11 protein-coding genes are annotated in these 14151 nt (G+C 64.0%); 6 read left to right on the top strand and 5 right to left on the bottom strand.

Going from position 1 to position 14151, the window contains the following annotated elements:
• Positions 1 to 73 precede the first annotated feature (73 nt).
• Positions 74 to 2599 carry a P-loop NTPase fold protein gene (locus tag ACIP0B_RS03580; RefSeq protein WP_400829844.1) on the top strand — a complete coding sequence of 842 codons (2526 nt, stop codon included), beginning with the start codon at positions 74 to 76 and terminating at the stop codon, positions 2597 to 2599.
• A gap of 49 nt (positions 2600 to 2648) precedes the next feature.
• Here ACIP0B_RS03580 and ACIP0B_RS03585 read toward each other — a convergent pair whose 3' ends face one another.
• The gene (locus tag ACIP0B_RS03585; protein ID WP_400829846.1) at positions 2649 to 3872 is read right to left on the bottom strand and encodes an NADH:flavin oxidoreductase/NADH oxidase family protein; all 1224 of its coding nucleotides are present in this window, start codon (positions 3870 to 3872) and stop codon (positions 2649 to 2651) included.
• A 77-nt stretch (positions 3873 to 3949) separates the two neighbouring features.
• On the opposite strand from ACIP0B_RS03585, the gene ACIP0B_RS03590 reads away from it, so the two are divergent.
• The 3 genes from ACIP0B_RS03590 (at position 3950) to ACIP0B_RS03600 (ending at position 7553) form a co-directional block, all read left to right on the top strand.
• On the top strand, positions 3950 to 4354 hold the full coding sequence (locus ACIP0B_RS03590) for a MerR family transcriptional regulator (RefSeq protein WP_400829847.1): 405 nt from the start codon (positions 3950 to 3952) through the stop codon (positions 4352 to 4354).
• 352 nt (positions 4355 to 4706) lie between these two features.
• On the top strand, positions 4707 to 6266 hold the full coding sequence (locus ACIP0B_RS03595; protein WP_400829848.1) for a transporter associated domain-containing protein: 1560 nt from the start codon (positions 4707 to 4709) through the stop codon (positions 6264 to 6266).
• Positions 6267 to 6416: 150 nt separating this feature from the next.
• Entirely contained in the window at positions 6417 to 7553 is a 1137-nt protein-coding gene (locus ACIP0B_RS03600; RefSeq protein WP_400829850.1) for a Kelch repeat-containing protein, read from the top strand.
• A 10-nt stretch (positions 7554 to 7563) separates the two neighbouring features.
• Here ACIP0B_RS03600 and mapR read toward each other — a convergent pair whose 3' ends face one another.
• From mapR to ACIP0B_RS03615, 3 genes are all read right to left on the bottom strand, one after another.
• Positions 7564 to 8973, bottom strand: coding sequence for a GntR family transcriptional regulator MpaR (mapR, locus tag ACIP0B_RS03605; protein ID WP_217891769.1), 1410 nt, complete (start codon positions 8971 to 8973; stop codon positions 7564 to 7566).
• A 229-nt stretch (positions 8974 to 9202) separates the two neighbouring features.
• A complete protein-coding gene (gene ccoG / locus ACIP0B_RS03610; protein WP_400829852.1) occupies positions 9203 to 10639 on the bottom strand; it encodes a cytochrome c oxidase accessory protein CcoG in 1437 nt (478 codons plus the stop codon).
• A gap of 195 nt (positions 10640 to 10834) precedes the next feature.
• Positions 10835 to 11068, bottom strand: coding sequence for a DUF3203 family protein (locus tag ACIP0B_RS03615; RefSeq protein WP_217891771.1), 234 nt, complete (start codon positions 11066 to 11068; stop codon positions 10835 to 10837).
• Positions 11069 to 11189: 121 nt separating this feature from the next.
• Between ACIP0B_RS03615 and ACIP0B_RS03620 the strand changes: the two genes are divergently transcribed.
• Positions 11190 to 11690 carry an MgtC/SapB family protein gene (locus tag ACIP0B_RS03620; RefSeq protein ID WP_400829853.1) on the top strand — a complete coding sequence of 167 codons (501 nt, stop codon included), beginning with the start codon at positions 11190 to 11192 and terminating at the stop codon, positions 11688 to 11690.
• On the opposite strand, the gene ACIP0B_RS03625 is transcribed toward ACIP0B_RS03620, so the two are convergent.
• The gene (locus ACIP0B_RS03625; protein WP_400829854.1) at positions 11678 to 11854 is read right to left on the bottom strand and encodes a hypothetical protein; all 177 of its coding nucleotides are present in this window, start codon (positions 11852 to 11854) and stop codon (positions 11678 to 11680) included. The two genes, ACIP0B_RS03620 and ACIP0B_RS03625, sit on opposite strands and share 13 nt — an antisense overlap.
• A gap of 228 nt (positions 11855 to 12082) precedes the next feature.
• Between ACIP0B_RS03625 and ACIP0B_RS03630 the strand changes: the two genes are divergently transcribed.
• A complete protein-coding gene (locus ACIP0B_RS03630; RefSeq protein ID WP_400829856.1) occupies positions 12083 to 14080 on the top strand; it encodes an alpha-1,4-glucan--maltose-1-phosphate maltosyltransferase in 1998 nt (665 codons plus the stop codon).
• The last annotated feature ends 71 nt before the right edge of the window (positions 14081 to 14151 follow it).

Consider the following 14151-nt stretch of genomic DNA (forward strand, 5'->3'; position numbering starts at 1 on the left):
AGGCAGACAGGAAGGGGGCAGGCCCTCACACCTGAATGACTTCTAATGTCGTACATACGAGGCGGAGTGTTTCGTGAACACAAATGACGATGAACCCACAAGTCGTGACGATCAGTCGAGACCATCGGCCCCCTCAAGGAATCAAAAAGCAAAATACAATGCGTCTTCGCCATCGAGTTCCGATCTGCGAGAAGCGCAGCAGCGATCGCGGTATCCAGACCAGGATGCTTCTGCGCCACAGGAAAACGATCCGAACGGGCCGCCAGAGTCCAAAGAGAAGCCGGGCGATAGTGGGAACACCCTGACTCGGGGGGAGGAACCACCGGTTACCCGTCCGGGCACCACCTCCATCGCCATCACCCAAAACGACGACCCATGGGCGTCTGACCTGGATGACCGTCTGGGCGCCAATGATGAGGCGAAAGCCTTTGCGCGCCTGGCCGTGGCGAAGGATTTCATACCACCTCTGGCTATCGGGCTGTTCGGCAACTGGGGCAGCGGCAAATCGTTTTTCATGCGCCTGATTTATCAGCACATCGAACGTCTCAGCCAGGGCAAGGCAAGTGTTCAGGCCCCTGAAGCTGGCTCCACGGCGTTCCACACGGACGTTGTGCAGATTCGGTTCAATGCCTGGCACTACGTGGAGACCAATCTGTGGGCCAGCCTGGTGAGTCACCTGTTTATCGAATTGGATCGTTGGTACATCAAGCACAATGCCGAAGTTCGCGACCCGTTGCTCGAACACCTGTCAACTTCGCGAATGCTGACGCTGGATGCTGCCAAAGAGCTGGTTCGTCGCCGTCGCGATCAGCGTGCGGCCGCAGAGCAACTGCTCAAGGCCCGCCAGGAGCTCGCAGAGGTTCAAGCCAATACCGCGACTTCGCCGTCTGTCTATCTTGCGGCGTTGAGTGAGGTGTTCAACGGTGAGGATCCCGGCGAAGAGATCAAAAATGCGAAAGACGAGTTCGCGAAGGCTGCCAAGGTACTTGGAATCGATGCCTTGACCGAGCGTACCGAGGCCTTTCAGAGCGTATCCGATGCCCTGCATGAAGAAGCGGGAAAGGCTAAGTTGCTTGCCAGTGGATACAAGTCCCAACTGCTGAGCTGGTGGAACGTCGGTGCCTTTGTCGCGATTGTCTTGGCATTGCCGTGGATTGCGACAGAGGGCGTGGCAATCCTCAAGGCACAATTCCCTTCCCTGCAAGGTCTGCATGACGGCTTGATGTTGGCGAGTGTTGCGGTGGCGGCGGTGACTGCCCGGCTGCGCTGGGTCTGGGGCAAGGCCCGTGGGGCGTTGAAACAGCTGGAGGCGGGTAAGAGGGCGCTGGACAAAGCCATCGATAGCCGACTTGCCGAACAAAAGAAAGCATTTGAGCAAGCCGTTCAGCGACAGGCCAAGGCGAATGCCGGCGTCGAAGAGGCCAAGGCCTTGGTGCAAGTCACCAGTGAACAGTTGGCGCTTGCCACTCACGATTTCTCTCAAGGAACCGGTGCCGGGCGCCTGAAGAAGTTCGTCCGGGCCCGGGCGACGGACGGCGACTATGCGCAACATCTGGGATTGATCGCCACGGTACGCAAGGACTTCGAGGAATTGGCCTTCAACGTGACGGGGGCGAGTAGTCTCCGGGCTTCGGTCGAGGCGGAACGCTCGGCGTTTGTGTTGAAAATGGATGCGTTCCTGGAGGCCAACAAAGCATTGCTGGACGACGAAGACATCCAGAAGCTGCGGGCGGCCGCCGCTCATTCCCTTGAGGAAGTACGATCCTTCAAACGGATCGCGCTGTACATCGACGACCTGGACCGCTGCCCGCCGGACAAAGTCGTCGAGGTGCTGCAGGCGGTGCATCTGCTGCTGACTTTTCCCTTGTTCGTGGTGATGGTCGCAGTGGATGTGCGTTGGGTGCGCCAGGCGCTGCTCGATCACTATCCGAACTTGATGGCTGCGAACGGCGAGCAGCAACAGACGGCCTCCGTGTCCGATTACCTGGAAAAGATCTTTCAGATTCCCTACTGGATGCGCCCGATGGATAGCGTATCCAGTGAGCAGTTTTTGCAGAGCCAGTTGAGCCGGATAAAAGGTGGAGATCAGACTGACGGCGACGTACCGGTAGCTGATGGGCCTGGCACAGGCGAAGCCGTCAAAATTGAAGACGTCAAGACGACCATGCTGAGCATCTCTCCCGGTGAAACTGACGCGCTGCAACTGCTGGCCAGGTACATGGGATCTTCCCCTCGACGCGCGCTGCGTTTTCTCAATGTCTATCGCCTTATCAAGGTCAGCCTCAAACCCGATGACCTCGCGGCACTCGAAGCGGGTGAATACAAAGCGTTGCTGACCTTGTTGGCGATAGCGCTGGGCACTCCGTTGTGTTTTTCGAGTTTGCTTCAGTCTCTCGATTCGAAGAATGACACCGTCGAAATGAGCGAGCTAAAAGCGCTGATCAACTTCAACCCATCTGATGGAAACATCGCTGAATTCGAGCGGTTCAGGGAAATAATGGCGATTTACACTGACTTGATCGCCAAGCAGAGGAAGCCGCCTCGCCATCGAGTGAAGAAGTACACCGCCATCATCCAGCGCTACTCGTTTGACGGCTGACGCAACGCAGGAGCGGTCTGGCGACGGCAAGTGTCGCAAATGACGGGCATCAGCCAGACATCGCCTGCCGGTACTGCCGCGTACGCCGCCCCAGGTATACCCGGTCGAGGATTAGCGCCCACAGCGCCGAGACCTCGGGCCTGGGCTTGCGGCCACGGCTCAGGCGCGCCATCTGGAAACGCACCACGGCCATGTTGGCGAGCGACGCCAGCGGTTTGCGCTTCCAGCGGATCGGCGGCAGCTGCGGCTCGCTCGGGCGGCCGGCGCGCCAGTGGTTGACCAGGTCCGGCTCGATGGCCAGCGCCGTGGCGATGCCGGCCATGTCGATACCGCTGTCGAGCACCTGCTCGACGATCGGCAGGCGGCGGATGCCACCGGTGACCATCACCGGCATCCGAGCCGCGCTGGCCAGTTCGCTGGCCATCTCCAGGAAGAACGCCTCGCGGGCCAGGGTGCGGCCGTCCCGCGCCTCGCCCTGCATGGCCGGGGCCTCGTAGCTGCCACCGGACAGCTCCAGCAGATCGACGGGCAGCGCGTTGAGCCATTCGATCACCTGGCGCGCATCGTGGGTGTCGAAGCCGCCGCGCTGGAAGTCCGCCGAATTGAGCTTCACCGCCACGCAGAACTGCGGCGAGACTGCCTGACGCACGGCTTCGATCACCGACAGCAGCAGGCGTGCGCGGTTTTCCAGCGAGCCGCCCCAGCGGTCGGTGCGGCGGTTGGTCAGCGGCGACAGGAACTGGCTGAGCAGGTAGCCGTGGGCTGCGTGGATCTCGACCCCGGTGAAACCGGCCTTTTCCGCCAGGGCGGCGCTGGTGGCGAAGCGCTGGATGACCTCTTCGATGTCGCTTTCGCTCATCGGCCGGGGTTCGGCGAACAGCTTGGAGAACGCGCCCATCTCCAGCGCCACCGCCGACGGCGCCATGGCCGGCTGGCCCATGTTGGCGAAGGTCTGGCGGCCGGGGTGGTTGAGCTGCATCCACAACTGCGCGCCGCCGGAGCGGCCGATCTCGGCCCAGCGGCGGAACTGCTCCAGATGACGCTCATCTTCCAGCACCACACCGCCGGGGCCGGTCATGGCGCGGCGGTCGATCATGACGTTGCCGGTCAAAAGCAGGCCGGCGCCACCATCGGCCCAGGCCTGGTACAGGCGGTACAGGGCGGTGGAGGGGGCCTGGTCGGCGTCGGCGAGGTTTTCCTCCATGGATGCCTTGGCGATGCGGTTGCCGACGGTCTGGCCGTTGGGCAGATTCAGGGTGTTGAAGGGCGACATGCTTGACTCCTCATCAGTGATGCAGCGAGGCTAAGCTTAAAGTCAAGTTTAAGGTCAAGCAGGAATGCGAGGTATCCATGAAAATCGGTGAACTGGCGCAACAGAGCGGGCTGAGCGCCTCAAGGATCCGTTTCTACGAGGCCCAGGGCCTGATCCCCAAGGTCGAACGGCTGGGCAACGGCTACCGGCGCTACTCGCCGCAGGTGCTGCAGACCCTGCACATCATCCAGAGCGCCCAGCGCGCCGGGTTCTCCCTGGATGAACTCAAGCTGCTGTTGCCGAACGCCGTCACCGGCGAGTACGACCAGGACGAACTGGTGACCAGCCTGCAGGGCAAGGTCCAGGAGATCGAAGCCATGCAGCGGCACCTGGCCGAGAGCCGGGCGCGCTTGCTGGAGGTGATCGACGGCATCCTGTCGCGGCCCGAAGGCATGAGCTGCGGGGCGAATGCCGAGCGGCTGCTGTCGGCGATCAAGCCTTAGCCTCCAAAACTGTGGGAGCCAGCCTGCTGGCGATGGCGTCAGTCCGGGCCCCATCGCCAGCAGGGTATCTGTCGCCCGGTGTTTTACAGATTTTGAAATGATTTGCCGCTGTGGCGATGGCCGCGTGAGCCTGTACTCTCCAAGTCCTTTTTCCCATTCAGGACTTGCATGAACACCCTCACGGAGCCTCCCAGTCGCCCCTTTCTTTCGCGCCCAGGCGCGGTCTTGACGCACTCGCAGCATCCGGTCTTCCGACGCCCGACTATCGTTGATGGCGCAGCCTTCGGGCTTTCGCGCCGCGCTTTGCCGTGCCCGGCAGCCCGAAAACACTGAAGAGAGACCGAGACAGAATATGGAATGGTTAGCGGATCCCACGGCCTGGCTGGGCCTTTTGACGTTGATCGTGCTGGAGCTGGTGCTCGGCATCGACAACCTGGTGTTCATCGCGATCCTGGCGGACAAGCTGCCGCCGCATCAGCGCGACCGCGCGCGGATCATCGGCCTGTCCCTGGCGCTGATCATGCGCCTGGGCCTGCTGGCGAGCATCTCCTGGCTGGTCACCCTGACGCAGCCGCTGTTCGAGGTGTTCGGCAAGAGCTTCTCCGGCCGTGACCTGATCATGCTGTTCGGCGGTGTGTTCCTGTTGTTCAAGGCCACCATGGAACTGCACGAACGGCTGGAAGGCCACGTCGGCCAGCGCTCGGCCAACACCGCTTACGCGCTGTTCTGGCCGATCGTGGCGCAGATCGTGGTGCTCGACGCGGTGTTCTCGCTGGACGCGGTGATCACGGCCGTGGGCATGGTCGATGAGCTGGCGGTGATGATGATCGCGGTGATCGTCTCCATCGGCCTGATGATCGTGGCCAGCAAGCCGCTGACCCGGTTCGTCAACGCGCACCCGACGGTGATCATGCTGTGCCTGGGCTTCCTGATGATGATTGGTTTCGCCCTGACCGCCGAAGGCCTGGGTTTCCACATCCCTAAAGGCTACCTGTACGCCGCCATCGGCTTCTCGATCCTGATCGAGGTGTTCAACCAGATCGCCCGGGCCCGGCGCAAGCGTTCGATGCAGGGCCTGCGGCCGATGCGCGAGCGCACGGCCCATGCGGTGATGCGCCTGCTGGGCGGGCGCAAGCTGGCGGTGGAGGAGGTGGGCGAGGAGATCTCCGACCTGCTGGATGACGGCGACGCGCCGAGCGCCGAGCTGTTCGACCGCCGCGAGCGGGTGATGATCAGCGGCGTGCTGCAACTGGCCGAGCGCCCGATCCGTGCCTTGATGACGGTGCGCGCCGATGTCGACCACATCGATCTGGCCGACGATGCCGAGACGATTCGTACCCGGTTGATGCATTCGTCCTACTCGCGTTTGCCGCTGATCCGCAACGGCGCGGTGGACGAGCCGCTGGGCTTCGTGCACAAGAAGGAACTGCTCAAGGAGTACCTGGCCGGTCACGAACCGAACCTCGAACACCTGGCGCGCAAGACGATCAACCTGCTCGACAGCTATTCGATCCTCAACGCGCTGGAGCAGATGCGCGCCGCCTCGACCCACATCGCGTTCGTGGTCAACGAGTTCGGTGACTTCGTCGGCGTGCTGACCATGACCGACATCCTCGAGTCGATCGCCGGCGAACTGCCGGACGCCAGTGAGATCGAGGGGCCGGACGTGGTCGAGGAGCAGGGCGGTTTTCTGGTCAGCGGTGCGCTGAACCTGGCGCGGATCCGTGAGCGCACCGGTTTCGGCGCGCCCGCCACCGAGGATTACCAGACTCTGGCCGGCCTGGTGATGAGCCTGCTCGACCGGTTGCCGATGATCGGCGACCGGCTGGAGCACGACGGCTGGCGGATGACCGTGATGGCGGTCGAGGAGCGGCGGGTGACGCGGGTGCTGCTGGTGCGCGGGGCGGCGTGAGGGCGGCCTTGAGTGAAAACGCCGCCCGTACCTGTTATTTCTGACAGTAGACGGTCGTGATCGGGGCTTTTAGATTCGTCTGGACGAGAAGGGTGGGTGGCCGGTCGCTGCTTCACCCAGCGTACCGACAATCTGCAATGGAGCACTGTGATGAACAACACCGTTGACGGTTCCTTTGTTCCGGCCGCCCCCATGAATGTTCCGCGGGCCTCTCACTCGGCCACCGTGCTGCCGGATGGCGATGTGCTGGTGGTGGGTGGGTTCAATGGCATGGCGCTCGCTTCATGGGGGATGGGCGGTACACGCGGGACGACCGGTCAGGCTCCTTGGCATCACCTCGGCAAAGGGCTGTCCGGCGCTTTGGCGGACGTCGAACGCTACAGCCTTTCAAACAACGCCTGGACGCGGGTGGCTGCGCTGCCTGAACCCCGTTCGGGGCATCAGGCTGTTTGTCTGAACAGCGGGCAGGTCATGGTCATTGCCGGCAGCGGGGCGGCGGGCTCGATCAACGGCGTCGAGCTGTACTCCCCGGCAACGGATCAATGGGCGGCGGCGGCGCTGAAGACTCCGCGCTTTGCCCATACGGCGACGCTTCTGGACAGCGGACATGTCATGGTCTGCGGAGGCAACAATCTGTCCCAGGTGCAGGGGCAGGTGCTCGCCAGCGTCGAAATCTACGATCCGGTCGCAAACCGGTGGAGTGCAGCCGCCGATGTTCCGTTCGCCCGCATGAATCACACAGCGACCTTGTTGGCGTCGGGCAAAGTGCTGGTGTCGGGAGGGTATTCGGCGCAACTGAATGCGGCCATCGATGACGCTGCATTGTTTGATCCGGCCACGGGTGAATGGAGTACCGTCCAGCCGTTGCCCGAAAGACGCATGCAGCACACGGCAACGCGGTTGGCCGATGGCCGGGTTCTGGTGGTTGGCGGGGCGGATGCCCCGTTTTATCCTGGACGGGCGGACGCGTACCTCTACGATCCGCAAGCGGACCGCTGGAGCCTTGCCGGGACAATGGTTCATGGCCGCACGGGGCACGATGTCACCCGACTGCTTTCGGGGCGCGTCATGGTCACCGGTGCTGCTTCAAGCGTGGAGGCCGGCCACATGACGGAACTGTTCGATCCCGACACCCGAGAATGGACAATCGGTGCCGAACTGGTGACGGAACGCTTCGAGCACACTGCCAGTTTGCTGTCTGGGGGCCAGTTGTTGGTGTCGGCCGGCCTTCTGTCCGCAACGAGCCATCCCGGCTACCTGGCCAGCACCGAGCGTCTGACGGAGTGAAGGAGGGCGGTCAGAACGACCGCACGATCCGTCCCAGCGTTTCCATCGCCTTCTCCGACGCCTCGGTCCACGGGCTGCCGTAGTTCAGCCGGATACAGTTGCGAAAGCGCTGGGCCGGCGAAAAGATCGGGCCGGGGGCGATGCTGATGCCTTGGGCCAGAGCCATCTGGAACAGTTTCAGCGAGTCCATCTGCGGCGGCAGTTCCAGCCACAGGAAATAGCCGCCCGCCGGCTGGCTGACCCGGGTCTGCGCCGGGAAGTACCGGGCGATGGCCGCCAGCATCGCGCTTTGCTGTTCCTCCAGGGCATAGCGCAGCTTGCGCAGGTGTCGGTCGTAGCCGCCGTGCTGCAGGTAGTCGGCGATGGCCGCCTGGGCCGGCATCGAGGCGCACAGCGAAGTCATCAGTTTCAGCCGTTCGATCTTCTGCGCGTAGCGCCCGGCGGCGACCCAGCCGATGCGGTAGCCGGGGGCCAGGCTCTTGGCGAACGAGCCGCAGTGCATCACCAGGCCCTCGGTGTCGAACGCCTTGGCCGGTTTCGGCGCCTGCTGGCCGTAGTAGAGCTCGGCGTAGACATCGTCTTCGATCAGCGGCACCTGATGCCGGCGCAGCAGCTCCACCAGTTCCTGTTTCTTGGCCTCGGGCATGGTCGCGCCCATGGGGTTCTGGAAGCTGGTCATGCACCAGCAGGCCTTGATCGGGTGGCGCTCCAGGGTCTGGGCGAGCACGCCCAGGTCGATGCCGTCGCGCGGGTGCACGGGGATCTCCACGGCCTTGAGCTTCAGGCGCTCCAGCACCTGGAGGCTGGCGTAGAACGCCGGGGCCTCGATGGCCACCAGGTCGCCGGGCTCGGTCACCGCTTGCAGGCACAGGTTCAGGGCTTCGAGGGCGCCGTTGGTGATCAGCAGTTCTTCCATCGGCAGCATCAGCCCGCCGACCATGTAGCGCAGGGCGATCTGCCGGCGCAGTTGCGGGTTGCCCGGCGACATGTCGGTGACCACCATGCGCGGATCCATCTCCCGCGCGGCGTGGGCCAGCGAACGCGACAGGCGCTGCAACGGAAACAGGGTCGGGCTGGGGAAGGCCGAACCGAACGGCACGGTGCCCGGATCCTTGATCGACTCCAGCACCGAGAACACCAGTTCGCTGACGTCGACCTCGGTGGACTCGTTGACCTGGCTGCTGATCACCGGCTCCGAGAACGGGCTCGGGGCGTGGGTGTTGACGAAGTAGCCCGAGCGCGGCCGGGCGCGGATCAGCCCGCGGCGCTCCAGCAGGTAATAGGCCTGGAACACCGTGGACGGGCTGACGCCGTAGGTCTGGCTGGCATAGCGCACCGACGGCACGCGCTGGCCGGGCCCGAGGACGCCGGAGCGGATCAGTTCAGCGATGTCGTCGGCGAATTTTTCGTAGCGTTTCATCGGTATCCCGCGATGGACTGAATTCGAAGGGCGTTGCTTGCGCACGGAGCAGAGGAACCTGTGGCGAGGGAGCTTGCTCCCGCTGGGCTGCGCAGCGGCCCCAATGACGGTGAGTGCTGCGCACTCAAGCGGGAGCAAGCTCCCTCGCCACAGGGCTCCGCGCTTCGGGGGCCGTTGCTACAGGTTTCCGGTCCATGCCCTGGCTGCACTGGGCAGCCATCTTACTGGCTCAGCGGTTCATTGGCGCGACAAACCGGCTCTTGGCCACGCTGTAGACCTGCGGATCGTCGCTGTCGGCGATCCTGAAGCTCAAGGTCTGCGAACTGCTGGCGGCGCGTTCCGTGGTCATGGCCACCGACACCGGCACATCGACGATTTCGCCTGCGGCCAGGCTCAGTTCGGTGCGGCCCTGCAACTGGAAGCCGTCGCCGTCCACCAGGCTCAAGGTGTAGTCCTGGCGCTGCTGGGTCTTGTTGATGACTTTGAGGGTGTAGATGTTTTCGATCTGGCCCTGGCCGTTCTCGCGGAACAGGCCGCGGTCCTTGGTCACGTCCAGCGACACCATCGGCCGCTCGGCCAGCGCCAGGGCGAGGGCGCCGATCATCACCACCAGCACGGCGGTGTAGCCGATCAGGCGCGGGCGCAGCAGGTGGGTCTTGCCGCCCTGCAGCTCGCGCTCAGAGGTGTAGCGGATCAGGCCGCGGGGGTAGCTCATCTTGTCCATGATCGAATCGCAGGCGTCGATGCACGCCGCGCAGCCGATGCATTCCATTTGCAGGCCGTCGCGGATGTCGATGCCGGTCGGGCACACTTGCACGCACATCTGGCAGTCGATGCAGTCGCCGAGACCCGCTTCGGCAGGCTTGATGTCGCGCTTGCGCGGGCCGCGGTTCTCGCCGCGGGCCGCGTCGTAGGAAATGGCCAGGGTGTCCTTGTCGAACATCACGCTCTGGAACCGCGCATACGGGCACATGTGCATGCACACCGCTTCGCGCAGCCAGCCGGCGTTGATGTAGGTGGCGGCGGTGAAGAACAGCACCCAGAACAGGCTGACCCCGCCGATCTGCAAGGTGAACAGCTCTTGGGCCAGCGGCCGGATCGGGGTGAAGTAGCCGACGAAGGTCAGGCCGGTCAGCAGGCTGATGCCCAGCCACAGCGTATGCTTGGCCACACGCCGCGCGAGCTTGTTCACGCCCCAGGGGGCGGCCTGCAGCTTGATCCGCTGGTTGCGCTCGCCTTCGGTGACCTTTTCGCACCACATGAAGATCCACGTCCACGAGCTCTGCGGACAGGTGTAGCCGCACCAGACCCGGCCGGCGAACACGGTGATGGCGAACAGGCCGAAGGCGGCGATGATCAGCAGCGCCGACAGCAGGATGAAGTCCTGCGGCCAGAACGTGGCGCCGAAGATGTGGAACTTGCTTTCCGACAAATCCCACAGCACGGCCTGGCGACCGCCCCAGTTCAGCCACACGGTGCCGAAGAACAGCAGGAACAGGAAACCGGCGCCGCTCATGCGCAGGGTGCGGAACAGGCCGGTGAAGCTGCGGGTGAAGATCTGGTTGTCGCTGGACTTGGCCGTCGCCTTCATTGGGCGTGCGGGCACACTTTTTATGTTCGGTGTCGCGGCTGGATCAATGGTTCGGACGGGAATGTGTTCGCTCATGGTCGTTCGCTCATCAGCCTCCATCAGGCCTGTGCACTATGAGCGCCGATCTGTTTGCATAACAGACTCAGGTATTTCAATAAAAAGCGTATCAGATGCGCTTTTCATCAGGCCCTGCGACAACTTGAAGCAGCCCGCCGGCCAAGGCGCAAACGCCTATCCCAGGCGTCTGCGCCGGGTCTTGACCGAGGTCAGTCAAATCACCGAATCACTGTCGCTGGCTTTCAGGTGCTTGCGCCCGTCCGTGGCGCCGGCAACGGTCAAGGCATCGGCTTCCGCTTCGGTGACGTAGATGCGCCGGCCCTCGATCTCGACGGCGGACATCGCCTTTTCGCTGTCGGTGATGACGGTGAGGTCGCCGCACAGACGGATCTGCTCACCGTTTTCGGTGGAGAAAAAACAGGTCTGGTTTTCGATGCGAACGGGCATGGGACGGTCCTTTTGCGAAGGCTGTTGAAAGGTTAGGGCGTCGTGTCGGCGCGGGGTTCTGCGCAACCGATCAGCGGTCGGCGCTGTCCACCCCTTAAAGGCCCTTGGTGAGGACGGTGCGATGAACGCTTGGTGGCATGAAGTGCGGGAAACGCTGCAGACGGAATTCGCCGACATCGGCGATGCGTCGCAAGTGACGCGGATCACCGTGCGCCTGCTGATGGCGGCGCTCCTGGGCGGGATCCTCGGTTTTGAGCGCGAGCACAAGGGCAAGGCCGCCGGGGTGCGCACCCATATGCTGGTGGCGCTCGGCGCGGCGCTGTTCGTGCTGGTACCGCAGGTATCCGGGGCCCAGGCCGACGCCATGAGCCGCGTGGTGCAAGGGGTGATCGCCGGCATCGGTTTCCTCGGCGCCGGCACGATCCTGAAGAACCACGAAGGGGACGAAGGCCACGTCAAGGGCCTGACCACCGCCGCCGGCCTGTGGATGACCGCCGCCATCGGCGTCGCGGCGGGGTTGGGCCGCGAGGCGACGGCGGTGCTCAGCACGCTGCTGGCGCTGGGGATCTTCAGCGTGATGCCGAGGATCGTCAGTCTCTTCGAAAGGGATCACACGCCTTGAGCGGGCCGGACGATCACCGGCGGCATGGTGGTCGGCGGCTCCTCCCTGGCTGGCGGTGTGCTGCCGGGCGGCTCCTGCTCGGGGACCTGTGACGGTTCGGTCTCCGGCAGCACGGGCTTGTCGATGTTCGGATCGGGTGTTTCGGCCGGGATCGGGATACTCATCGGTGAACCTCCTCAATGGCACATGGCACATGGCACATGGCGCAAGAAGTGCTTAAGTGGATTGACCGCTCAACGACGGATTCGATCCGGTTTTGCGGCACGGCAAATCCCGGTGAACTTTTCCCGAGGGCGTTCGCTCGGAACCTAAGTGAGTGCGTGGCGGGCGGATCCGCCATGGCTATCCGACAGGCAAGCGAGCGTCCTTGGGGCGTTAAGGAGAGATGCTCAATGACCGCTGAAAACCCTTCCGCTCCGGGCTGCAATCCGCACATGCCGCTGTCGCAGGCGTTGCTGCTGCCGCGGATCGTCATCGAGAACACCCGCCCGGTCATCGACGGCGGCCAGTTCGCCGCCAAGGCCATCGTCGGGCGCGAGGTCGTCGTCACCGCCAAGGTGTTCGCCGACGGCCACGACAAGCTGGCGGTGCGCATCCGCTGGCGCGAGGACGGCGAAGAGTCCTGGAGCAGCCAGGTCATGACCGACCAGGGCAACAACGGCTGGGAGGGACGTTTCCGGCCGGGGCGCCAGGGGCGTCATTGGTTCCTGATCGAAGCGTGGATCGATACGTTCGCCAGTTTTCAGTACGAGTTGGAGAAAAAGCACCTGGCGGCCGTTCCGGTCAGCCTTGAGCTGCAAGAGGGCCGCGCCCTGGTGCAGCAGGCCGCCGAGCGCAGCGAAGGGCCGCTCAGCGAACGGCTGGCGGCGCTGCACCACGAACTGTCCGGCCTGCCCGAAGCCGAGCAGGTCGCGCTGTTCCTGCACCCGCGTAGTGCGCAGCCGATGGCCGAGGCCGACCACCGCGCCTATTTGAGCATCAGCAACCCTTACCCGTTGGACGTCGAGCGCGAACAGGCGGAGTTCGCCAGTTGGTACGAGCTGTTTCCCCGCTCGGTCACCGACGATCCCGCCCGCCACGGCACCTTCAACGACGTGCACGCGCGTCTGCCGATGATCCGCGACATGGGCTTTGACGTGCTGTATTTCACGCCGATCCACCCGATCGGCCGCAGCCACCGCAAGGGCCGCAACAACGCGCTGACCGCCGGCCCCGACGATCCCGGCAGCCCTTACGCCATCGGCAGCGAGGAGGGCGGGCACGACGCCATCCACGCCCAGCTCGGCACCCGCGAGGACTTCCGCCGGCTGGTGGCCGCCGCCGCCGAGCACGGCCTGGAGATCGCGCTGGATTTCGCCATCCAGTGCTCCCAGGACCACCCGTGGCTCAAGCAGCATCCGGGCTGGTTCAACTGGCGGCCGGACGGCACGATCAAGTACGCGGAGAACCCGCCCAAGAAGTACCAGGACATCGTCAACGTCGATTTCTATGCGCCGGAGGCCATTCCGGGCCTGTGGCTCGAGTTGCGCGACATCGTCGTCGGCTGGGTGAAAGAGGGCGTGAAGATGTTCCGCGTCGACAACCCGCACACCAAACCGCTGCCGTTCTGGCAATGGCTGATCGCCGATGTGCGCACCTTGTACCCCGAGGTGATCTTTCTCGCCGAGGCCTTCACCACGCCGGCGATGATGGCGCGCCTGGGCAAGGTCGGCTACAGCCAGAGCTACACCTATTTCACCTGGCGCAACACCAAGGCCGAACTGGCCGCCTACTTCACCGAACTGAACGAGTCGCCGTGGCGCGAGTGCTACCGGCCGAACTTCTTCGTCAATACGCCGGACATCAACCCGGCGTTCCTCCATGAGTCGGGGCGGGCAGGCTTTCTCATCCGGGCGGCGCTGGCGACCATGGGCTCGGGCCTGTGGGGCATGTATTCGGGGTTCGAGCTGTGCGAGTCGGCGCCGGTGCCGGGCAAGGAGGAATACCTCGACTCCGAGAAGTACGAGATCCGCGTCCGGGACTTCAATGCGCCCGGCAACATCATTGCCGAAATCGCCCAGCTCAACCGCATCCGCCGGCAGAACCCGGCGCTGCATACGCACTTGGGGCTTAAGGTCTACAACGCCTGGAACGACCGGATCCTGTATTTCGGCAAACGCAGCCCCGACGGCGGCAACTTCATCCTGGTGGCGGTCAGCCTCGACCCGCACAACGTCCAGGAAGCGAACTTCGAACTGCCGCTGTGGGAGATGGGCCTGCCGGACGACGCCACCACCCACGGCGAAGACCTGATGAACGGCCACCGCTGGGACTGGCACGGCAAGCACCAGTTCATGCGCATCGACCCGGCCCATCAGCCGTTCGGCATCTGGCGGATCAGCGCTTCTTGAATCGGCGTCAATCGCCTGTGGCGAGGGAGCTTGCTCCCGCTGGGTTGCCCGGCAACCCCCATCGGTGCGCA

Source organism: Pseudomonas sp. NPDC089534, assembly GCF_044749305.1.
GTDB lineage: Bacteria > Pseudomonadota > Gammaproteobacteria > Pseudomonadales > Pseudomonadaceae > Aquipseudomonas > Aquipseudomonas ekonensis.